The organism is Promicromonospora vindobonensis (assembly GCF_042685865.1).
Taxonomy (GTDB): Bacteria; Actinomycetota; Actinomycetes; order Actinomycetales; family Cellulomonadaceae; genus Promicromonospora; species Promicromonospora vindobonensis.
Window position 1 is genome coordinate 125,458 of sequence record NZ_JBHUOG010000002.1, and the last position, 21,440, is coordinate 146,897.

The 21,440-nt window shown below is 67.4% G+C and carries 16 protein-coding genes; 12 read left to right on the top strand and 4 right to left on the bottom strand.

Annotated elements, in window-relative coordinates; all coding sequences use genetic code 11:
• The first annotated feature begins 128 nt into the window (after positions 1–128).
• From ACFS27_RS13850 to ACFS27_RS13880, 7 genes are all read left to right on the top strand, one after another.
• On the top strand, positions 129–2,033 hold the full coding sequence (locus tag ACFS27_RS13850) for an AAA family ATPase (RefSeq protein WP_377183910.1): 1,905 nt from the start codon (positions 129–131) through the stop codon (positions 2,031–2,033).
• 204 nt (positions 2,034–2,237) lie between these two features.
• Positions 2,238–2,669 carry a hypothetical protein gene (locus ACFS27_RS13855; RefSeq protein WP_377183912.1) on the top strand — a complete coding sequence of 144 codons (432 nt, stop codon included), beginning with the start codon at positions 2,238–2,240 and terminating at the stop codon, positions 2,667–2,669.
• A gap of 563 nt (positions 2,670–3,232) precedes the next feature.
• Positions 3,233–6,034, top strand: a complete 2,802-nt coding sequence (locus ACFS27_RS13860) for an AAA family ATPase (protein WP_377183914.1) — start codon at positions 3,233–3,235, stop codon at positions 6,032–6,034.
• 202 nt (positions 6,035–6,236) lie between these two features.
• Positions 6,237–6,440: a hypothetical protein gene (locus ACFS27_RS13865; RefSeq protein WP_377183916.1), complete on the top strand. Its 204-nt coding sequence runs from the start codon at positions 6,237–6,239 to the stop codon at positions 6,438–6,440.
• A gap of 78 nt (positions 6,441–6,518) precedes the next feature.
• Positions 6,519–6,830 carry a hypothetical protein gene (locus tag ACFS27_RS13870; protein ID WP_377183918.1) on the top strand — a complete coding sequence of 104 codons (312 nt, stop codon included), beginning with the start codon at positions 6,519–6,521 and terminating at the stop codon, positions 6,828–6,830.
• 45 nt (positions 6,831–6,875) lie between these two features.
• A complete protein-coding gene (locus ACFS27_RS13875) occupies positions 6,876–7,496 on the top strand; it encodes a hypothetical protein (protein ID WP_377183920.1) in 621 nt (206 codons plus the stop codon).
• A gap of 66 nt (positions 7,497–7,562) precedes the next feature.
• On the top strand, positions 7,563–8,645 hold the full coding sequence (locus tag ACFS27_RS13880; RefSeq protein ID WP_377183922.1) for an AAA family ATPase: 1,083 nt from the start codon (positions 7,563–7,565) through the stop codon (positions 8,643–8,645).
• Positions 8,646–8,940: 295 nt separating this feature from the next.
• Here ACFS27_RS13880 and ACFS27_RS13885 read toward each other — a convergent pair whose 3' ends face one another.
• Positions 8,941–10,044, bottom strand: a complete 1,104-nt coding sequence (locus ACFS27_RS13885) for an IS110 family transposase (RefSeq protein ID WP_377180810.1) — start codon at positions 10,042–10,044, stop codon at positions 8,941–8,943.
• 672 nt (positions 10,045–10,716) lie between these two features.
• Here ACFS27_RS13885 and ACFS27_RS13890 point away from each other — a divergent pair.
• The 5 genes from ACFS27_RS13890 (at position 10,717) to ACFS27_RS13910 (ending at position 13,416) form a co-directional block, all read left to right on the top strand.
• On the top strand, positions 10,717–11,088 hold the full coding sequence (locus tag ACFS27_RS13890; RefSeq protein WP_377183924.1) for a hypothetical protein: 372 nt from the start codon (positions 10,717–10,719) through the stop codon (positions 11,086–11,088).
• Between the two features lie 58 nt (positions 11,089–11,146).
• Entirely contained in the window at positions 11,147–11,851 is a 705-nt protein-coding gene (locus ACFS27_RS13895) for a hypothetical protein (RefSeq protein ID WP_377183926.1), read from the top strand.
• Positions 11,852–11,867: 16 nt separating this feature from the next.
• Positions 11,868–12,626 carry an N-6 DNA methylase gene (locus tag ACFS27_RS13900; protein WP_377183928.1) on the top strand — a complete coding sequence of 253 codons (759 nt, stop codon included), beginning with the start codon at positions 11,868–11,870 and terminating at the stop codon, positions 12,624–12,626.
• Positions 12,627–12,628: 2 nt separating this feature from the next.
• Positions 12,629–12,907 carry a hypothetical protein gene (locus ACFS27_RS13905; RefSeq protein WP_377183930.1) on the top strand — a complete coding sequence of 93 codons (279 nt, stop codon included), beginning with the start codon at positions 12,629–12,631 and terminating at the stop codon, positions 12,905–12,907.
• A 65-nt stretch (positions 12,908–12,972) separates the two neighbouring features.
• The gene (locus tag ACFS27_RS13910) at positions 12,973–13,416 is read left to right on the top strand and encodes a DUF6283 family protein (protein ID WP_377183932.1); all 444 of its coding nucleotides are present in this window, start codon (positions 12,973–12,975) and stop codon (positions 13,414–13,416) included.
• Between the two features lie 188 nt (positions 13,417–13,604).
• On the opposite strand, the gene ACFS27_RS13915 is transcribed toward ACFS27_RS13910, so the two are convergent.
• Genes ACFS27_RS13915 through ACFS27_RS13925 form a run of 3 tightly spaced genes read right to left on the bottom strand, consistent with a single transcriptional unit; the run spans position 13,605 to position 21,318 of the window.
• Positions 13,605–13,973 carry a hypothetical protein gene (locus ACFS27_RS13915; protein WP_377183934.1) on the bottom strand — a complete coding sequence of 123 codons (369 nt, stop codon included), beginning with the start codon at positions 13,971–13,973 and terminating at the stop codon, positions 13,605–13,607.
• 36 nt (positions 13,974–14,009) lie between these two features.
• Complete coding sequence (locus ACFS27_RS13920) at positions 14,010–15,776, bottom strand: hypothetical protein (RefSeq protein WP_377183935.1); 1,767 nt, start codon at positions 15,774–15,776, stop codon at positions 14,010–14,012.
• A 1-nt stretch (position 15,777) separates the two neighbouring features.
• Positions 15,778–21,318, bottom strand: a complete 5,541-nt coding sequence (locus ACFS27_RS13925; RefSeq protein WP_377183937.1) for a hypothetical protein — start codon at positions 21,316–21,318, stop codon at positions 15,778–15,780.
• Positions 21,319–21,440 lie beyond the last annotated feature (122 nt).

Here is a 21,440-nt window from a genome sequence, read left to right on the forward strand (position 1 = left end):
CCGGGCCCAGTGCGTCATGCACCGCCGCACGGGCCCGCATCAACGACACCTTGCAGGCAGCGCCCGCCACACAGATCTCACCACAGCCCACCCAACTGCCCAGCCATGCCCAGAGAGGAGCCCCCGCGATGGGACTCGCCAACTTCACACCGGATGTTTCCGACGACGACGCGACCAACGGTGCCGGCTCGTCGTCAGGTGGTCTCCCGACAAGGCTCCCGCCCGCAGGGCCGCCTTCGGGCGGCAACAGCATCGGCGATGCTGTCGAAGAGATGCTCGTGAACTACAACGAGCGCTTCAAGAATGCCGACCCGACCCGGTTCCGCGACACGCTCATCGAGCAGACGCTGGCCGTCCTCATCGGCAAGACCAAGAGCAACGCGCTGCTCATCGGTGCCGCAGGCGTCGGCAAGACAAAGATCGTCGAGGACATCGCCCGCCGCATCGAACTGGGCGACACGCTGATCCCGGACCAGCTCAAGGGCCACACGGTCTTCGAGCTGCCGATCTCCGACCTCGTCGCGGGGTCCGGCATCGTCGGCACCCTGGAGGCGAAGGTCAAAGACGTCGTCGAGTACGCACGGAACCCCAGGAACAAGGTCGTCCTGTTCATGGACGAGATCCACCTCCTGGTCTCCGGCCGCGACCCGAGCTACTCGAAGATCGCACAGATCCTCAAGCCTGCCCTCGCCCGCGGTGACCTACGCGTCGTCGGTGCGACCACGAGTCAGGAATCGCGCGATCTCGACAACGACCCGGCCTTCAGCCGCCGCTTCTCCCGACTGGTCGTCGACGAGCTCACCGCGACCCAGACCCTCGAGGTGCTCGGTACCGTACGTGCCGGTCTGGTAGCGCACTACCAGCACCAGATCACCGTGGACGACAACGTCCTCAAGGAGGTCGTCCGTATCGCCGACCAGAACTCACGAGCCGGGTCCCACCGACCTGACAACGCCATCACGCTGCTCGACCGGGCGATGGCCGATCGTGTGCTGGAGCAGAAGCGCATCACCACCCAAGCGCAGGCCGCCGGTCCGAACCCTGTCGCTCAGGTACTGCAAGCCACCCCGAACGTCCCGCTCACCGAGACCAGGGTTCTCGCAGTCGCCAGGCGTCTGCTCACCGGCAACGCCGTCAAGCACACGTTCGACGTGCAGGAGCTAGAGGCCAGCCTCAAGCAGAGCATCCAGGGGCAGGACCAGGTCCTGGACCAGCTCGTCGACCGGCTCGCGCGCGAGGAGCTGAACCTCTTCCCGCGCACCACCCCGATCGCGTGGATGTTCGCGGGTGCCTCCGGCGTCGGAAAGACCCAGACGGCGAAGTTGGTCGCCCGTCACACCACCGACCAAGACCCGATCATCCTCAACATGACGGAGTACAACTCGCCGGCCGCCATGGCCCGCATCATCGGGTCGCCGGCCGGATACGTCGGCTACGACTCCAACGCCGAGCTCCCGTTCGACACCCTGGAGTCCAACCCGCACCGCCTGATCCTCCTGGACGAGTTCGAGAAGTGCGACAGCTCCGTGCAGCGCCTGTTCCTGTCCGCACTCGACGAGGGCTCGATCAAGACCAGCCGAGGCCGGGCCATCGACTTCTCCAAGGCGATCATCGTGGCCACCACCAACGCAGCACGCGAGTCCCTCAGCGGTAAGACCGTCGGGTTCGGTTCCGAACCCACGACGATCTCGCACCAGAGCCTCGTCAAGACGCTGGCGGATCACTTCGACGCTGAGCTGCTGGGCCGGTTCTCTCTCGTCCTCGGGTTCAACCCGATCAGCGAAGGGACCTACCGGGAGATCGTCGCGGCGGACTACGCCGCCGAGCGGGAGCGGATCATTCAGGTCAGCCCGCGCCTCGCCAGCGACCTACCCGCGAAGATGCCCGACGACGAGCTGCATGCCCTTGCCGAGACGACCTACGTCGACTCCCAGGGCGCGCGACCTGCCCGCAAGGCCGTGCGCACCTGGATCGAGGACCGGCTGCTCACGGCCCAGGCCGTCAGCATGCCCTCGCCCGCGTCGGACGACTGATCGAGCACCAGCCGGGCATCGTGCTGAGCGTCCCTTCTCCGACACACCGGGGGAGGTGCGCTCTGGGTGTGCCCGCCACCTCATCGACGTGGCTGATGCGTCCGCTGGACGAGGTGGTGCTGGAGCGCATCGCGTCCCGGGAGCTGACCGAGCTGCCGTCAACACCGCGTAACCGTTACGCACCCCGAGAGCGGAGAGAAGAAGATGTCGAAGCACCATGTGCGTCCCGAGGACGCTCTCACGCTGGACCTGCTGCCCAAGCACGGGTATCTGGTGGTGTACGCGACTGCCGAGGTCTGGACCAACGAAGCCATCGAGTTCGGCAGCGCCGACCGGTCCGGGTGGGTCTCCAAACTGGACCAGCCGGACGAGCCCGTGCAGGCGCGTAACGACGTGGAGCCCTTGTTCATGGCGTACCTGCCGCTGAACGAGGACGAACGCGGGGAACTGGCAGACGTCCTGGCCTTGCTCGGTCCGGTGCACAGCGATCACGGCCCCACGATCTATGCGACCGGCACCAAGACGTACGACATGACCACGGACGAGGTCTGGCGGTACGCGGTTCACGCCCATGTCAAGCGTTTCAGCACCGTCACGATGCAGTGGTCCGAGGCGCCGGCACTGCTGCTGATGTAGGGCAGCTCGGCGCCCCGCGTCGCACGGGACGTAGGACACCCGTGCCTGCCATGGCTGCTCAGCACCAACAGCCGACTACGAAGCTCGCCGCCGCCTGAACAACCTCGCCGTCCGCGCCCGGAGCGCGGACGAGCTGCACGATATGGGCATCATGCTCGGGCTGAACGAGGTCGATCCAGACGGATCCCTCGTCGCGGCCTCCCCTGGGCACCTGAGGCCGACGGTCCCTGCCGGCGCTCACCCCAGGAGAGAAGCGCCGCTGATGAACGACCACGTGCCTGGGTAGCGCGTGGTGTCCGGGGTGTGGCTGCGCCACAGACCCCGGACTCAGGGGCCTCACGGCCCCTGACGGGTTGGGTTGAGAGGAACACGGACGGGGCTCGTCGGCTGACGAGAGCCCCGTCCGTGTTCGCACCTGCACCCATGACCTGGATATGCGACCGCGGCCGATGCTCGCCGTGCAGCGGTCGATCGACCATCCGGCTCTGGTCAGAACGGCTGTGCCGACCGACTTCCTCTTCTCTCGATCCCACCCCACGACCCGGCTGACGAAAGACGACATCATGCCTATCCTGCTCGATGACATCGACCTCTCGACGGCCGCCGTCACCCACAAGGCCGCCGACCCGAAGTTCTTCTCCTCGAAGCTGACCGGGTCCGGCAAGAAGACCGGCCTGCTCAACGAGAGCCTGCTGCCGATCAACACCGCGACGAACACGGCCTACGCCCTGGGCAACGACATCGAGGTCAAGCAGAGCTCGACGCAGCACGACATCACGACGTCGTCCGTCCCGCTCGCGCCGATCACCCGCCGCGCCCTGAACGCCGGCGGTTCGTTCACGCTCCTGGCTCCGCACGTCGACGACCGCTTCGTCGTGGACACCACCACCAGCCGGCACGACGACTGGGACGTCTTGCTCGACATGACCCCGCAGGCGCTCATGCTCTACGAGGACAAGTCGGGAGACAGGCCCACGCGTGACCTCGTCATCCAGTACCGGATGGAGCTGTACTTCTTCAAGAAGGGCCTCCCCGAGCCGGAGCGCACGACCTTGGTCTCGCCCACGGCCGGCTACGGCAACCACGACGCCGCGGTGCTCCTGCAGTGGGACACCAGCCCGCTGGAGAACGCCCGCGAGTTCGTCGAAGAGATGCTGGCTCGCGCCGGGCTGACCGGGTCCAACCTCGACGACCTCGACGAGTGGCTGCGTGAGTACCCGATCTACGAGCGCATCACGCGCCTGGCCGAGATCTGGGACTGCGAGGCGATCGCCGACGAGGTCTGCCGGTACATCGCCGACATGCCCACCAGCCCGACCCAGGAGCAGCTGAACATGCTCGCCGTCCAGCTGCGCTACCTGGAGAACTACAACGTCCCGCTCGAGGCCTACCGCTCGATCCACCGGACGCTCGAGCAGACCTTCTCCGACCAGGTCGCCGCGACGCTCTCGAAGCAGAACCTCAGCCTGCTGATGAACCACACGCTCGGCCATCTCGAGCAGATGAAGCCCCAGCTGACCGTTCCCGCGGCTCCGGTCTCGCCCCCGGCGCTGCCAGCGCACCTGTCCAAGCAGCAGCTCGACGCCCTGACCACGCACGAGCCGCTGGTCATGACCCAGGCCGGTGCCGGGACGGGCAAGTCCACCGTGATCCTCGAGCGCATCAAGTACCTCGAGGCCTGCGGGGTCCCCGCCGGCGACATCACGGTGCTGTCGTTCACCAACGCCGCGGCCGACAACATCACGGAGAAGAACCCGAACGTCGGCTCGATGACCATCGCCCGGAAGATCATCGACATCTATGCGCTCAATCACCCGACCCACAAGGTCTCCGCGATCGACACGATCATCAACTCGATCGACATCTTCTACCCGAACAACCAGCTCGCAGCACAGTTCCGCACCCGCCTGCTGGAGGTCGACCAGAACAAGACTGGTGCGTTCACGGCGCTGAACACCTTCGTCGAGATCCACTTCGACGCGGTGATCGCGCTGCTCGACCGCATCCAGCAGACCTCGCTGGAGCTGCAGATCATCATCTGCTACCAGCGGATCGACGACATGGCCGAACCGGCGCACGTCCAGTCGAAATTTCTCATCATCGACGAGGTCCAGGACAACTCGGTCTTCGAGTTCATCTACCTGCTGAAGTACATCACCAAGCACGCGCAGAGCCTGTTCATCGTCGGTGACGCCTCGCAGACCCTGTACGAGTTCCGCTCGGCGAACCCGAGGGCGCTCAACACGCTGGAGGGCTCGGGAGTTTTCGCGACCTTCAGGCTCACGACGAACTACCGGAGCAACCAGGAGATCCTGGACTTCGCCAACGTCGTGCTCGGCGGGCTGGAGACCAACGCGTTCGCCAACATCCAGCTGCAGGCCAACTCGCTCGTGGTTCCCACGGCGGACTCGTTCCGGCAGAAGATCACGCTGGACCACCACAACGTCACCAGGCTCAGGGACTTCGTCAACCAGGACCTGCAGCCGCTCGTGCGCAACGTCGTCGTGCCCCGGTACGTGGACGAGTGCCTCGACCGGGGCGAGCAGGTCGCCTTCCTGGCCTACTCGCGCCGTGAGGTGGCAGTGATCCAGGAGGCGCTCGAGAAGAAGTACCCGAGCCGGCACGTGGCCTCTCTCGTCAGCGAGCGGGTCTACTCCACGGACATCTTCTCGAAGTACATCAAGCTCTACTGGAACGACGTCCTGCAGGTCTTGCCGGGCAACGCCGCGTTCGTGGTCTCTCAGGGGATCAAGGACAACATGGACAAGCTGACGAAGAATGCAGGCAGTCCGAACGTCGAGAAAGCGATCCTGCGCGCCATCTCCGAATGGTGGATCGAGAACAGCGCGACCATCAACGGGTGGGTCGCGCTCTGCAACCAGGGCGCCCTGCCGCATGAGACGTTCTTCGACCGGCTCCGCGACAACCTTCTGTCCTTCGAGATCCAGCGCACCCAGAAGAAGCTGAACATCAACAAGCAGAAGAACCAGGAGCGCAAGCGGAAGAACCTCGAGACCAAGGCCGACCTCGTCGTCTCGACGATCCACGGAGCCAAGGGCCTCGAGTTCGACAACGTCGTCGTCCTCTACAAGGAAGACACGACCATGAGCCAGGACACCAAGCGGATGTTCTACGTGGCGTTCACCCGCGCGATGAACAGCCAGTACGTCCTGTCCTACGGAACGGCGAAGACCCCGCCGATCCAGAGCAGCTACGAGCGAATCGTCAACGCCCTCACCGAGCGCGACAAGAGGAACACGCTGCGGGCGCAAGGCATCGACCCGGACCTCCTCGACGACAACAACGACGACGCAGCCGGGACTGGTGCCGTCGATGACGGTGCCGTGGTCGGCCAGGCCGACTGATCGACCGCCACCACCCCACGGACGCGGGCGCCCGCTCGCACCACGAAACGGAGCGCCCGCGTCCGCGTCGGCCGGTCCATGAACCGAGACCGTGCAGGTTCCAGCTGTACAGCGACCGCCTGCAGTGTGCGCCGGGCGGGCTGTGGCGGCCACCAGGCCGCAACCATTCGGCATGCAAGAACCCGGAGGGAGTGAATGAGGAATGCCTGAGATCGTCGTCATGACTCCCCGCTGGGAAAAGGGCGAGGAAATCGGTTGGCAGTGCGCAACCGTCGTCAAGCGCATCACAGGTGACGCGTACGTCGTGAGATTTGACGACGGGCACGAAGCTGGCGCTTTCCAGAGCCGAATGCTCTGCGGTCCTGCCGAAGGAAAGGCCATCGTGGACATGCCCGTGACGGCGTGATCCACCGTCGTAACGCAGTCGGGCCACGCGGCGAGTGGTATTCCCTGCCCGAAGAGGTTTTAGAGCGACGGAGAGTGAATGATGGCGACGGTTATCGGGAAGATTCGCAAGGAGCGCGGCGTGGCTGGACAGTTCGCCTACCGCGTCACTTTCCAGTACGGAGAAGACCTGCCGTTTCCCGTCTGCGCCTGCCAAAAGGGCCGCTGTCGACATGCCATGACATTCATCGGGAACGAGTTCAGCGAATCGGTCTATGCGACTCTGCCCGGGACGGGCGTGGACGGCAACCCGATCCAGGTCCGCGTGATCGATCCTGAGCGGTTCGGCCCCCGCCTGACGCCGTCGTGGGTCCGCGCTTACATCGCTGGACTCGGTGAGCCTGTCGCCTGAACGGTGACCACGAACCACCAGGTGCGGCCTCGAAGGGAGCGAACCATGACCACCATCGGAACACGGGCCGACTCCGCCGAGCTCGACCGAAGCTCCCGGACGACCTATGACCTCATCGTCTGTCGCGACGACCGAGTCGTCTTCCACGACCACTACGCGACGCGCGTGCAGCGCCTGAGCGTGTGCGTCGGGATCCTCACCGTTTCCGACATTCTCGCCGGTACGATCACCTCCGAGCGCGCTGCCCACATCCACGAGCTCCATCGGGCGCACGTCGCACAGTGGCCGGCCGATCCCGACGTGGTCGTCAACGCCATCGCGACGCTCTGCCGCGCATGGGGCGTGCAGCTGTACGTGAGCACCACCGAGAAGAGGAGCGCCGCTCCCCGGGTGCTTTACTCGGTCGTCACCGAGTACGGCCGAGGCCAGGTCGTCGCCGAGCACTTCCCCGACCGGGTGGCCCGCACCGCCAGCCTCGTCGAGCGTGCCGAGCAGTTCTTCGGTGCAACTGGGGTAATCCCCAGCAGCGTGCTCTGCGACGAGCAGAGACTGGCCGCGCTCGTCGCGACATTCCTCATGCCGGCCACCGTCACCCTCACGGAGTCCGCGCTCGACGAGCGCGATGGCGCCTACCGACCGGCCAGCGGTTCGCTGCCGATCTGCTGAGCGCCTGGACCCGGGAGCCGTACCACCACTTACACCCCACGATCCAGCGAAAGCGAGACCTCGTCCATGCCCGCATCCACGATCGTCGCCTCCGGCGGTGCTTTTCGTCTCTACGACGACTCCGTGCAGACCTTCGACGACCTGCCCGTGGCCACCTACACGATCGCGTTCTCGCAGATGAGCGGCTACAGCCTGCACGAGGCCGAGCCACTGGCCCCCGGCGAGGAGACCATCTACGGCAACCATGCCTCCCGCGTACGGCGGATCGTCACCGGCTACCGGGCGATGGACAGGTCTCTTGGGGTCATCCTCTCTGGAGACAAGGGCATGGGCAAGAGCCTCATGATTCGCATGCTCGCCGAGCAGATGCGCGAGCTGCACCGGCTGCCGACGGTCCTCGTGCAGCACTCCACGCCGGGACTCGCATCGTTCCTCGATGAGCTCGGCGAGTCCGTCGTCGTCTTCGACGAGTTCGAGAAGGTGTTCGCCAGCGAAGGCGACGCTGAGGCGCAGAACCAGTTCCTGAGCCTGTTCGACGGGCTGAGCGTGACCAAGCGCCTCTACGTCCTCTCGGTCAACGAGCTGAGCCGCGTCAACGACTACATGCTCAACCGTCCTGGCCGGTTCCACTACCACATGCGGTTCGCCTACCCGGAGCCTGAGACGGTCGCCACCTACCTGCGCAACCATGTCCCCGGGATCTCCGACGCACAGGTGGACGAAGTAGTCGACTTTGCCCGAAAGTACGACCTGAACTTCGACCACCTCCGGGCCGTTGCCTTCGAGCTGCGCCTGGGGGAGCCGTTTGCCGAGGTGCTCGGCGACCTCAACATCAAGCGCACGGAGCGCATCGGTTCCTACGTCGAGGCCCACGTCACGTGGGACGACGGCGACACCGCCGTCCTCACCGGTCCGGTCGACCTGTTCGACCGCGACAGCACGCAGTCGATCACCGACTGGGACCTCCGTGCAGGCCTGCGTTTCCGCATGCGCGACGCCGTGCCGACCAAGCACGGCTACCTCCTCTCGACCGGCGCCTTCGAGCCCGTCGACACCCGTGACGACGAAGACAAGGCCGAGGACGACGAGCGGCCGACAGCCGTCTCCGTCGTCCTGCGCCGCCCCCAGAAGCGCTCGATCGACTTCTGATATGTAGGGCGGTCCTGTCAAGGGCAGGTTGGAACCGTCGGCCGGGCTGGGTGCCTGGTCGGCGGTTCCTTCCTTGTTCCTGGGCCGGTGCCCGCGAAGTGGGTGGCGTGTCTGTTCGACGCGGTGTCGAGTCTGATATGCGCGGGTTGGTTCCGCATGACGGTGGTGTTCGGCGGGGACGGTGGGCACGTGTCTGAGGTCGGGCGTGCCGGCCTTGGTCGGGTCGGTGCTCACAGAAGTGTCGTGGGTCGTCCCGTCACGCTGCTGGCACTCGCGGGTAGGGGTCCAGGGTTTGTCAGCCGTCGAGTGTGGCCAGTGACCAGCACCAGGCGGCGAGTTCTCGGGCGATCGCGGTGTTTGCGACGGTGGTGCGCTTGCCGCGTGTGGTGAAGTGGGTCCAGCGCTTGTGCAGGCGCAGGTTGCCGGCGTGGCCGCGGGCTCGGGCGGCGGGGGTCGCGGCGTCGAACCTGGCTTGCAGGGTGGTTCCGATGCGGTAGGAGGGGCGGTGCTTCCAGGCTGCCTCGATCAGCAGGAGACGGGCGTGGGGGTTGCCGGTCTTGGTGATCGGTCCCAGTGTGCGGGACTGTCCCGAGGAGTGCTCCATCGGAGTCAGGCCGAGGTAGGCGCCGATGGAGGTCCCGGTGAAGCGGTCCCAGTCGCCGATTTCGGCGGCCAGGCTCATGGCTGTGAGGGTGCCGATGCCGCGCAGGCAGCCCAGCGCCGTCACCGTCGCAGCGAACTGGTCGTCACTTGCGAGGGTCATGATCTTGGCGGCGAGGGCTTTCTTGCGCGACTCGGCCAGGAGCACGCCTTGGTGGGCGTCCTCGAACGCGTCCTGCGCGGCAGGTTGCGGCAGACGGACCTGGGCGAGCCACGCGTGGTGGGCTGATCCCCATGTGGTGGGTCCGGAGAAGAGCATGCCGTGGCGCAGCAACAGCTTGCTGGTCCGGTGCCGGGCCGACATCAGGTCGTGGCGGACGTCCTCGTGGGCGCGGGTCAGGTCACGGGCTGCTTCCTGGGACAGGGTCGGGATGCGTACGGCGACGAGGTCGCCGGCTGCCAGGCGACGGGCGAGCAGGGCCGCGTCACGCTTGTCGGTCTTGACCCGGTCCCCGGCGGCGCGGGCGATCTTGGAAGGCGCGGCGACTACGCACCGGATGTCGACCGTCTGAAGCGCACGGGCCAGGCCGTAGCCGGTCGGGCCGGCCTCGTAGGTCACCGCGGCGGTGCCGGCCAGGCTGGTGAGCCAGCCCTGGACGGACTCGTCGTGCGAGGTCAGGCGAGCGGTGCGTAGCTCGCCGGTGGACAGGTCCAGCGCGCACGCGCTGATCGATCGAGCGTGCACGTCCAGCCCGACGGCCCACCGCTCGGTGGGTACGGGGATAGTGTTGGTAAACACAGGGGCCTCCGGGGGTCGACATTGTGACGCCAGGGCACCCGGGCGGTGTCCCGGTAACTCACGACCATGCGCTCCGGAGGCCTCTGCCGACCAGAGGCAACCCGCCTGGCGAGGGATTCCGCCGCTCCCTGCCGATCGTGCCGGACGTGATGGGGTCGGGGCCGGCCGCAGGCCGCCCCGCAGGGGCCGAAGGGCCTTGACACCATCACGGCTGGCACCACCATGGCAGGTCCGGCGGAATCCCGAACCCGCGCACGACCGTCACCTCATACCGTCTGAGGCACCGCCGCCCGACCTGTCGAGGGGACTGAACGGTCTCCTCGGAGGTTCCCTTCCCCGTCTGCCATCGACCTGCACTCGTGCCTCCGGTCGTGCACCGGGCCGTCCATCGTGGTGTCGTCCTGGCCGCCGTGTTCCAGCTCGCGGCCTGTCGTCGGTCGCAAGCGACGACGGACCGCCCCGCGCCGCCCCTGCAGCTAGCCGAACTAGCGGCGCTTGGAGCACAAGCCGCTGCTCTGGCTCAGGTGCCTGAGACCGGGCACCTGCGCCATCGGCACAACGCCCGCACGCCTGACGCCGTGCCCGGCCGGCTCCAGCACCCGGCGGCTCGAACGACAGCGCAGGAAGTGCAGAACGCCCCCACCAGCACGTCACCAGGTCAGGAGTATGCCCGTGACCACGCCCCACTACGTCACCTGCCCGAACTGCGGCGAGAAGCGTGACGCCTCCGGACGGTATACCTCGCCGGCCAATCGCGAGCACGACCAACGCTGGTGGGCCGAGGAGCACCTGTCCGGCAGGTGCGTCGCCGACGGCGCCCGCACCTTTACCCAGGACCGGATCAGTGCCGCGCTGAACCGCGCCGCGGACAAGGTCTGCGCGCTCGCCCCGCAGGACGTACGCCTGGGCGACGCCATCAACCTCGTCGCCAACGCCGCTCTGCACATCCTCGAGTTCCCCGACGCCGACCTTGAAGCCGTTGTGGAGGCCAAGTACAGCGAGGACGTCGACACCGTCCTGGGATGGGTCCGCGGCGGCCACTGAACCCAGGGGGCGCACACGTCCCGCGTCCTGGACCGATACCTCAGAAGGAGCCACCACCATGAGCTCAGCCATGCTCATCGGGACCCTCGCCGTCCCGGCTGACCGCATCCAACCTCCGGACTTTGACCGCGGTCGCCAGCTGCTCGAGGAGATCGACGACGTCTCCCAGTTCAGCTTCGACGACCCCGCGAACGAGATCCTCGACCTGCTGCCGGAACTCGACCCCGAAGCCCAGGTCGTCGACGAGCACGGCCAGCCGATCCTCGGGTACGCGAGGCAGGCCGGGTTCGCCATCATCGACAGCCTCGAGGAAGCCCTCGCGTCCAGCAAGACCAGCTTCCTCGTCGTCGCTGGCTACGAGATCTACTTCTCCGCCGGCCGCTCCTGGGGCGGCGCGCCCACAGTCGCCGCCGACGCGATGTGGAACGCCGACAAGCTGCCCGAGCCCGTGCTCCTGGCGATGGGGTTCATCCCCGACTACAGCAAGCCGCTCGCCCGGAAGAACGGCAACCCCGGCCACGTCACCGACACCGACATCGTCGACGCCATCGCTCTCGGTATGGGCACCAAGCCGGACTGGGGAAGCGACGAGCAGGTGTGGATCCCCGAGCTCATCGGTGCCGTCCGTCAGCAACCCGGCAGCACCACACCGGCGCAGTACCTCCGCGAGTTCACCGAGCGGTACGAGTTCGACCCGACGACCAGCAACTTTCTCACGCAGTACGTCAGCAGGGAGGCGGACGCGGACGACGACCAAGAGTAAGAGGAGCGCCCGCGCCATGACGAACCTGAAGAAGCTCCTCGAAGCCAACACCGGTTCGGGCCGGCGCCGGGTCACGCAGGTCTTCGCGGACTTCTGCGAGCTTTGCGCCCTCGCGATCCGGAACGCCGTCGACCGACGAGGGGTCGATGAGCGGGAGGACCGGTATCTCTCCGTCGCCGCGGCTTACACGCCCGAGGAGTTGGACCGGTTCGCCACGGCGCTGGCGCATCTCGCGCTGGCGCTGCAGACCGGGCTCTCGGACGTCCTGGGGACCCTGTACATGAGCCTCGACCTCGGCAATGAACGCCTCGGCCAATTCTTCACCCCGTACGAGGTCAGCGTGCTCGCCGCCAGGATGACCGCAGGTGACCTGGTCGAGCGCCTGCAGGAGCAGGAATTCGTGACGGTCAGCGAACCCACCTGCGGTTCGGGCGGAATGGTGGTCGCCACCGCCGAGGCTCTCAGCGACGCCGGCATCAACTACCAGAGATCCATGCACGTGACCGCGCAGGACATCGACATCACGGCCGTGCACATGACGTACGTCCAGCTGGCGCTGCTGCACATCCCGGCACTGGTCGTGCACGGCAACACCCTCGCCCTCGAGCAGCGCGACGTCTGGCCCACGCCAGCACATGTGATCGGCGGATGGGACTCGAGACTCCGAAGGGCCGGCGCTCCTGATGGCACCCCCTGCGACCCACCCACCGCCGACCATCCCGTCGACCGTGTCACCGCCGGGGCCGACGGCCTCGACGACGAAAGGGAGGACTGACGATGCCCCGCCGGACCCTCTTCCTGTGTGAGTGCTGCGCGCTCAAGCTGTCGAACGACGACGAGTCGGGCTGCCGCGACTTCCACCACCACACCCACTCAGGTCTCGACGTGCCCGCGGAAACGGTCATCGCGCAGGGACCGTACACCTGGGACGGCAGCCACGACCTGGCCTGCCACGGTCACGAAGGCGGCGTCGTCCAGACCGACCAGACGTACTGGGTCGCCGAGGTCCTGAGCGCACCGGACGATCCGCGGACCGAGGTCCCAGACACTCCGTAAGATCCCTGGTGGTCTGTCCAGTCGTGGTGCCGTGGCCACTGTGCCGTCGATCCTCAGGAGCCTGCATGAGCAACCTCCCCGCACCCTTGCCGGCGAGGTATCCCTGTGGGTCATGCCCGTACCGGCGCGATGCGCCGGTCGGCCTGTGGCACCGCGAAGAGCTGAGCCTGTTGACCGGCTATGACGCCGAGACGTGGGAACAGCCGCGCTCCCTGTTCCTGTGCCACCACGAGAACGATCGGATCTGCTCCGGATGGGCGAGCTGCCATCCGATGGACCACAACCTCGGCGCTCGCCTGGCTCTGCTGACCGGGCACCTGACCGGAGAACAGCACGACCAGCTGCTCAGCTACCGCACCGGCGTCGATCTCTTCGACTCCGGCCGTCAGGCCGCCGAGCACGGGCTCGCGGCCGACCCGTCCCGCGAGACCGTAGAGCTGCGCCGCACGCTCGACGCGAAGCTGCGGGAGAAACTCACGCAGGCCGGGACTGACAGCGCCCGGTATTGAACCCGTCCGTCGTGGACGCTGCCCGCACGGCGCGTGTCGACCACTGATCCACCTGCGACGCAAGAGCCCCGGTGATACCCCGTGCATCACCGGGGCTCTTCTTTTTCAGGCCGTTCCTCGCCGTCGTCCGGTACGACGCGAGGCCACCGGCAAGGTTGCACCGACCAGGCGCTCGTCCGCCTGTCCGCCTAGATCTCGATGTCCGGCTCGATCTCCTGGCGCTCGTCCTTGGGCTCGTAGTCGACCGTCTCGACGATCGACCGGGTCCGCGGGTCCCGGTGCCTGCTCACGACCTTGTCGTGCGACTCCTCGAACCGCGTCTGCGCCGCCACGCGATGGGCCGCGTCGAGCCTTGAGCCGATGTTGCGCTCCCCGAACTCCATCATCGAGCTCAGCGACGACTTCGCGCCCTTCTTCACGGCATTGACGTTTCTCCTGTTCTGCATCCTTTCCTGCTCCCACTCGCCGCGGTCCTTGGCCGTGACGTAGCCGAACATCCGCGCCAGGCGCGATCCGTACCGGCTCTGCTGCCCTTCGGCCCGCTGGTCATCGCTCATGGCTCTCTTCTTCCTGGGTTGTTCGTCCCTGGTCTGTCACGCGGGCTGGTAGCCGCCGGTGGCGGACGTCTGCCCCGGTGCGTCGCGATCGAAGCCGTCCTCGTGGCCGGTCGAGGGCGCCGGACCCGCCCGGTATGGCCGCGGCCTGAGCCGCTGCTCCTCGTAGAAGCCCTGTGGGTCGTCGACTGCCATCTGCAGGGTCTGCTGCCAGTCGTCACCGAGGGCGAGCCGAAGCTCGTGCGCCAGGTCCGGGTACTTCTGACCTGCGGCCTCCATCGCGTCGACGTAGGCGTTGGAGTAGACCCGCTGCTGCTCCTCGGCCGACAGGCCGTCGATGTCCATGCTCGCGATCATCACCTCGCACTGGTCCAGGCGGTGCCCGAGCGTGCGCGGAAGGCCCCGGGTGTCCAGCCCTTGTCTCCTCGCCGCGAAGCCGACCATGTAGCCCTGCACGTTGGCAGCGAAGGCGTCTCGGTCCTCGCGGTCGAGCGCGTGGAGCAGGGAGGTCGTCATCGTCTCGGCGAGCTGGACCTGGTGCGCGTCCGCGCCCATGGGGCGGCGGAGCGTGAACATTCCGTCCTCGGGGACGTGCTGGCCCAGCTGGTCGTCGAACTGACCGCTCCAGACCTCGCGCACGTGGTCGGTGCCACCGATCCGTTCCTCGTGCGGGATCGCCTTGACGATCCGGCCGTGGGCTACGCCGTTGAACATGGTGCGCAGCTCGGGCTCGTAGTCCATCCGCTGGCCGATGATCATCCGCGCCCGCGCGACGACCTCCTGACGCTCCAGGCCGTCCTCGCCCATCTGATCGCGCAGCCGCTTGCGCATCGCCCGGTAGCTCTCGAAGATCTGGCCGGTGTCAGCATCCGGTTCACGCATCTTCCAGAAGGCGCTCTCCATGAGCGCGACCTCGGTCATCGCCGCCGAGTCCGGGGTGAACATCTCCCGGTTGCCGCGCTCACGACGCTCAAGATCGTCCACCCGGCGCTGCCACCTCGTCGCCAGGTAGGAACCACGGTCGGTCTTCTTGCTCTCCCGCCGCCTGAGGAACGTCTCGCTCTCGGCCAGGGACGGCGTCTCCTGCAGGAGTGCGCGCGTGCGCTGGTCCGTGCGCCGGTTGTGCGACTCGGACAGGCCCTCGGCCCAGGAGCCCACGAAATTCGTCCGCAGGTCGATGCGCTCCTGGATCTTGTCCTTGAGCGGCTGGAGGTAGACGCCCATCTCCCTCCTGAAGTCGGGCGAGAGCATCCGCATCGCCATCATCATGCTTGCGGCCTGGACGACCGAGGTGGTGCTCACCCCGCGGGCGAGCGGCTTGAGGCAGGACTGCATCATCATCTGCATGTAGACCTGGTGCATGACGTCGAGCTGCTTGTCGCGCTCCTCGTCGTTGAACCCGGGGACCAGCAGGTTCGAGTCCCGCAGCGAGTCCATGTACTTCTCGCCCGCGAGCCTCGTCTCGGCCCGCAGCTTCAGCAGGTGCTCGCGCTGGTCCTTGCCGTCGTCCTCGTCCTGCGCTCGTTCGATGTCGATGCGGTGGACGCGATCATGGTCAGCCATCCGCTCACGGGTCCTCTCGCCGAAGAACGCGCGGGCGCGGTCCCGGAGCCTGTCGTGCCAGGTATGCCCGCCGAGCGGATCACCGGGTCCCGTCTCGTCGATCACCTCGGGCTCGACCGGCTCGCCGTCGTCGGCCGTACCGGTACCGTCCAGGTGGACCGTGCCGTCCGTGCTGACCGGCAGCACCCTCGTCGGTCGCGGCCGGCTCGTCGGGCCCGCCCCCAGGTCCTTGCGCTGCGCCATCTCAGTACCCCATTCCGTAGTCGTCCCCGCCGGTGCGCTGTTGCTCGAGCTCGATGCTCGGCGTGTACACCGGGTGCGAGACCCCGACGCCGACCGCGTGCACCGAACGCCGATCGGCGCCCCGCGCGCGGTGAGTGCGCCCCTCCTGGGCGACGACATCGCGCTTGATCACCGAGCCGTCGACGGTGATCACGGCACTGCCTACCTCGTCCAGGTCGTGCGTCTCGAGCGTGTCGAGCTGCCGGGCCGTCTCCGCCCGGGCCTTGCGGGCCGGCGTGGCCGCGAACTGCTCGTTCTTCTCGCCGTCGTAGACGCTCTCGCGGTTCTTTGCCGCCTCGACCAGGTCGGCGAACGTGCCGCCGTAGGCCATCCGGTCCATCACGGTGCCACGCAGCGACGGGTCCTCCTCGAGGTTGCGGATCAGCCCTGTCCTGGGGTCCTCCAGCGCGCGGGCGACGCGGGCGACGTAGTCCGGGTTCACCTCGACGCCGAAGCCCTCCTTGGAGGCGTAGAACTCGGCGAACTGGGCCTCCCACTCCGTGGCCGTGGCCTGGACCGGCGCGCCGTCGGCGACCTGGGTGCGCCACTGACCCGGCCCGACGTGCTCGAGCTTGCGACCTCGCCACAGGTCACGGCCGGGACCCTGGAGCATCTCGTACTTGTGGCGTGCCTCGGCAGCGTCGTGCTTGGCCTGGAGGATCGACTGCGTCACCGGGTAGGTGACTTCCAGGACCGCCTTCAGGTCCGCGCCGCGCAGGGCCCGCACCGCGCGTTGGCTGAACGAGCCTCCCAGCCCCGTGCCGTGGGCCTTGATCGCCGTGGCGAACATCGAGGCCTCCTGGTCGGCCTGCGTGATACCGGGCTTGCCCTGCTCGTCACCGAGGTTCCGGGCATAGTCGGCCAGTTTCCGCTCGCTGCCCTTGGCACGGGTCTCGACGCAGACCTCCCGCACGCTGCGCAGGTGCATCTCGCGGTCGCCGAACACGAGCGCGGAGCCGAACTCCGAGCGCTGAGCCTCCCGGTAGAAGCCGCTCAGCTCCTCGGTGACGATCTCCTTGCAGGCGCGCAGCTCCGCGGGCTCGTAGTCGACGAACCGCAGGCGGTTCGCCTCCTTGCGAGCACTGTCCATGTCCTCGGCCAGGTCCGGGCGCTTGGAGATGGCGACCTGGGTGTCCAGCGAGACTTGCATGGCCAGCGGGTGCGTCCCGTCCGGGCTGACGACTCCGGTCTCGAGCAGGTTCGCGGGCACCGAGAGCCGATCCATCGCCTCGGCCTTGGCCGCTTCGCTGTGCAGCCTCACCACGGCGACCGCGTCGCCGTCGAAGTCGCCGTCGAAGCACTGGTCCATCACCGGGTTGATCGCGGCGCCGGTGAGCCGGTCGTCGATCGCGACCCGCATGTAACGCACGCCGGCGTCACGGAGCACCGGATCGCGCCACACGAGAGCGTGGTCGCCCTCGGCCAGGCCGAGCTGTGCGGCCTTGACCGAGCTCAGCGCGACCTGGTCGACGTCGAGCCGCGGGTCCGCGGTCCAGACCATCGTCGCCGAGTCGGACAACCGTGAGGACATCAGACCGGTCTTGAACACGTTGTGCTTGCCCGTGAGCACCCGGCTGCGCACGTCGGTCGTGATCGCCTCGAAGGCGCGTTGAGCCCGTGAGACAGACTCGCCCATGGCGCGGCGCACCTCGGCGCGCTTCTGCGGGGGCAGGTCCTGACCCTCGAGCTGCTCGGCCATGTACCGGTACCGGCAGGCCTCGACGAACACGTCCTGGTAGCTGCGGGTGTAGTCGTGCGTGACCGAGGCGCCGTCGTCGAACTCCTGGGCGCTGCGCAGGTGCGAGGACATCACCGGCAGCCTCCACGAGGTCGCGCTGACCGTCTCGGTCTCCTCACCGGTCGGGTACTTCAGCGGGAACGGGATCTCCATGTCCCCGCCCCGGTCACCGATCAGCTCGCCGAAGGACTTGCGCATCGCCGTGGTGTTCAGACCTGGGCGCTGGCCCTGAGCGCGTGGCTGGGTGCGCTGCAGCTCGGGCATCGCGATGAGGTGGCGCTCGGGGCGCTCGTCGATGCTCTCGGCCTGCCCGATGACCCGCAGCGTGCCGTCGGCCTCCATGTCCATGCCCACCACGAGCAGGTACTCGCGCAGGTTCGCCTCCGCGCCGGAGTTGTGCTCGTAGAACTCGCGCATGATCGCCGGGCAGCCCTGCGCCTGCAGCGCCCAGGCCAGCTGCGAGGAGGCCTTGCGACCCCTGCCGGCACGCAGCTGCGCTTCGTCGTAGATCTTCGTCTTCTCGTCGACCGCCATGTGGGTCACCACGAACCGCATCTCGCCGAGCGCGCCGCGCTTGTAGTCGCCGTCGGGGGTGAACAAGCCCGCGACCCGTCCGTTCATCAGCTCGCGCGCCGAGCCGGCATTGCGCCGGGAGATGAGACTGAACGGACTCATGACGACATCGAGATCCGCGTTGGCGCGGAACCAGGCCACTTCCTGCTCGATGCCCTGCTCACGCGCCTCGTGAGGCAGCATCTCCCGGTCGACGACCAGGGAGACGACACCCTTGTTCCCGTGCAGGTCGCTGATCTTGTCGCCGACGACGAGGTCACGCAGCTGGCCACCGGCCCCGCGGATCTGATGGTCCTGGGCGAAGTGCGAGCTGACCACGATCGGGTCATCAGCGGTCCATCCGCCGAACGTCATCAGCGCCGTACCAGTGGGGCGGGTGACCTGCGAGGACTGCATGATGGTCGAGGCAGTCATCTGCTGGCGGTCGAACGGGTCGTACCGCAGGGTCTCGAGCTCGGGACGGCTCATCAGCGGTGCTCGCGAACCTGTCACGGTCTGCGGGTCGCCCGGGCGGATGGAGCCGTCGGGAGCGACCGTCGCGTCCTGTGTCAGGTACCGCACGATGCCCTGGTTGGTCGCGCCGCCGGTCATGACCGGGTCGAAGTACCCGCCCGGGGCCGCGACGTTGTTCCGGTCCTTTCCGGTGAGCACCGTCATGTTCCTCCCGCCGGTCAGTCGCCAGGCGTCGAAGCGGTTGTCGTCGGCCGGATCCGTGCGGTCGCGATCAGCCCGGTACTCCGCGTAGATCGTCGAGCCCTGCTTGATCTCGCCCGAGTAGCGCACCCGGCGCGCCTCGGTCGCCAGGATCGACGCCGTCCACTCGTCCAGGTGCGTACTGACCTCGCCGGTGGACTGGTCGATCTCGTACGTCGTGGCGCGCTGGATGAAGTCGACCGGGTGCCTCGTGCCGTACAGCTGCGAGTACACCGTGTTGAGCGAGGATGGCTCCCCGGTCTCGCTGCGCCCGGAGACGACGTCACCGGCGATCTGGTACTGGATGCGCTCGTGCATGAGCTGCTCGTAGCCGCGCAGCCGGGTGCGCTCCTCCACCGAGGTCGGCGCCGCACCTGGTGGTTGCGCCGTGATCCGGGCCTCGTAGCCGGGTACGACCAGTGCGTTCTCACCGCTGGCGAAGACGGTGGTGATCTCGCCGTGCCGGCCGACGTCGAAGACCTGACCGATCTCGCCGGAGAACGGGGTGGCCTTCCCGTTGCGGCGCAGCTTGCTGCCGCTCCAGCGGATCACTCCTTTGTCGTCGATCAGGATCTCGGCCGCAAGCGCCGCGTTGCGCTCGAGGCTCTCGCGCACGGTGGTCCCGATACGCCGGATGAACGGTGACTCATGCTCGGCGATCGGCACGGCGCGGCTGGCGTCGAACCTGACCAGGCGGTCCTTGAACCGCGTCGTCTGGAAGCTCGAGCCCATCATCTCCTCGGGAGGGACACCGCAGCGCCGAAGAGCGGAGGCCAGGCTGTCGAGGTTCGACCACTGCCCTGTCGCGCTGGTCATGTACTTCGCCACCCGGGCAGGGTCGAAGCGCTGGTCGACCCACTCGCCGTCGACGTCGTGCGGCTGCGCCTCCCACGTCCCGACGAGCTCGAAGGGCACGTCCTCGGCATGCGCACGGACCTTCTCGGCGCCTGTGCCGCCATAGACGATGTTGCCCAGGTCGGGAACATCACCCGCCTGCAGCTCACCGATCGCGTCCAGGCGCTCCTGGTACATCTCCTGTGTCGCGCCCGGGCGCAGCAGATCGCCGCGGGCACCGGTGAGCACATCCCAGTACGAGCGCTGGATCGCGGCGATCTCGGGGTCGGAGGAGTACTCCGGAAGCTCCATCTCATCGATCCGGCCACCCGTGCGCTCGCGCTCTGCCTCAGCGTGCGCGATCAGGCTCTCGACGCCCAGAGCCGTGCGCAGGTTCTCCCGAGCGCTCTGGACGGCGGTACTCGCATAGACCACCGCGGGCTCGGCGTCGACGAAGAAGGTCGGCAGCGACCGGTTCTTCGCGTCCCTGCGCACCATGACCTTCGAGCCGGGACCTGGACTCGCCTGACCGGGGACGACATAGTCGCTCACCACGAACATCGACTCGCGGTCGACGTGGTAGGCGTCGGGAACGTCCACGGCGATGCCGCCGCGGCCGCGCTCCGGGTGCGTCGTGCCGATCTCGCCGACGGCCCGGCCCGGCACGTCGGTGCGCTCGATGCGCTGGCCCTGGGCGAAGCGCAGCAGCTGCACGGCCTCTGCGGGCGTGGGGGAGTGGACCGCCATGCCGCCGGGGACCCGATAGTTCGTCGAGTAGCGCAGGACGGTGCCGTTGTCGTAGATCCGGGCCCCGGCGTACTCCTCCTGGCGTGTGTCGGTCAGCCGGATCTCCATACCGGTCCCGGCGACCTTCGCCTTGATCTGACCGGGCTCGCGGTCGCGCAGCACCTCGTAGGACACACCCTGGGACTTGAGCTCCTCGAGCAGCGCTGCCGAGCGCGCGACGGCCTGCGATGACATGAAGCGGTTGTGGTCGACCCGTCCTGTTCGCGGGTCGCGTCCGCCGTCGATGACCCAGTCACGGACCTGCTCGTACTCCTGCTGGCTCATCTTGTCCATGAGCGCCGTGAGACCGGCCGCGTCGTCGCTCGTCATCGCCCGACCGGCCTCGTAGAACTGACCCTCGTCGTCGATACGCCAGAGAACCATGTTTCCGCGTCGCGGCTCGGCCAGGGTCTCCACCTCGCCGCCGGCGACACGGTTGATCGTCTCGTCGGGGAGGTAGACCAGGTCGGTCCCCGCCCGCTTCACGCTCGCACGCTCCGACCAGTGCGGGTCGTAAGGACTGATAGGCAGCCGGGCCGACTTCGAGGCGACAGGAGCACCGACACCGGTCTGCGCGGTGAACTCCCGCTGCAGCTCCAGGTACCGCTCGCCGCGTGTGGAGTGGTCTCCGAACTGCGGCTCGTAGCCCGGTACCCGCTCGCCGAAGGCCTGGTCGATGGCGGTGAGGCAGTCGGAGACACCCAGCCGGGGGTCGGCGACCGTCGTGCCCTGTTCGCCGAGCATCTCGTCGACCCGGCCCCGGATCGCCTTGCCCTGAGAGATGGGAATGACCTGTCCGGTCTGAGCCCTCGCCTGTTCGACTGCCTTGTAATAGATGTACTCGTAGAAGTACCTGCGCAGACCATGTGCCTTCTTCATGCTTCTCAGCCCCCTGTGGACGCTCGGCGCTTGGATCTATGCATAGATCATACGCCACCTATCGAAAGGAGGGTGATAGGCATTCGACAAGATCAATGCCGAGGTGGTTGCGCCTCTGGGGA

What these genes read in the sequence shown, in the direction of transcription:
- ACFS27_RS13910 (WP_377183932.1), top strand. Translation starts at nt 12,973, where the DNA reads ATGAGCAACCTCCCCGCACCCTTGCCGGCGAGGTATCCCTGTGGGTCA.
- ACFS27_RS13880 (WP_377183922.1), top strand. Translation starts at nt 7,563, where the DNA reads ATGCCCGCATCCACGATCGTCGCCTCCGGCGGTGCTTTTCGTCTCTAC.
- ACFS27_RS13900 (WP_377183928.1), top strand. Translation starts at nt 11,868, where the DNA reads ATGACGAACCTGAAGAAGCTCCTCGAAGCCAACACCGGTTCGGGCCGG.
- ACFS27_RS13855 (WP_377183912.1), top strand. Translation starts at nt 2,238, where the DNA reads ATGTCGAAGCACCATGTGCGTCCCGAGGACGCTCTCACGCTGGACCTG.
- ACFS27_RS13865 (WP_377183916.1), top strand. Translation starts at nt 6,237, where the DNA reads ATGCCTGAGATCGTCGTCATGACTCCCCGCTGGGAAAAGGGCGAGGAA.
- ACFS27_RS13915 (WP_377183934.1), bottom strand. Translation starts at nt 13,973, where the DNA reads ATGAGCGATGACCAGCGGGCCGAAGGGCAGCAGAGCCGGTACGGATCG.
- ACFS27_RS13870 (WP_377183918.1), top strand. Translation starts at nt 6,519, where the DNA reads ATGATGGCGACGGTTATCGGGAAGATTCGCAAGGAGCGCGGCGTGGCT.
- ACFS27_RS13895 (WP_377183926.1), top strand. Translation starts at nt 11,147, where the DNA reads ATGAGCTCAGCCATGCTCATCGGGACCCTCGCCGTCCCGGCTGACCGC.
- ACFS27_RS13920 (WP_377183935.1), bottom strand. Translation starts at nt 15,776, where the DNA reads ATGGCGCAGCGCAAGGACCTGGGGGCGGGCCCGACGAGCCGGCCGCGA.
- ACFS27_RS13850 (WP_377183910.1), top strand. Translation starts at nt 129, where the DNA reads ATGGGACTCGCCAACTTCACACCGGATGTTTCCGACGACGACGCGACC.
- ACFS27_RS13925 (WP_377183937.1), bottom strand. Translation starts at nt 21,318, where the DNA reads ATGAAGAAGGCACATGGTCTGCGCAGGTACTTCTACGAGTACATCTAT.
- ACFS27_RS13905 (WP_377183930.1), top strand. Translation starts at nt 12,629, where the DNA reads ATGCCCCGCCGGACCCTCTTCCTGTGTGAGTGCTGCGCGCTCAAGCTG.
- ACFS27_RS13860 (WP_377183914.1), top strand. Translation starts at nt 3,233, where the DNA reads ATGCCTATCCTGCTCGATGACATCGACCTCTCGACGGCCGCCGTCACC.
- ACFS27_RS13875 (WP_377183920.1), top strand. Translation starts at nt 6,876, where the DNA reads ATGACCACCATCGGAACACGGGCCGACTCCGCCGAGCTCGACCGAAGC.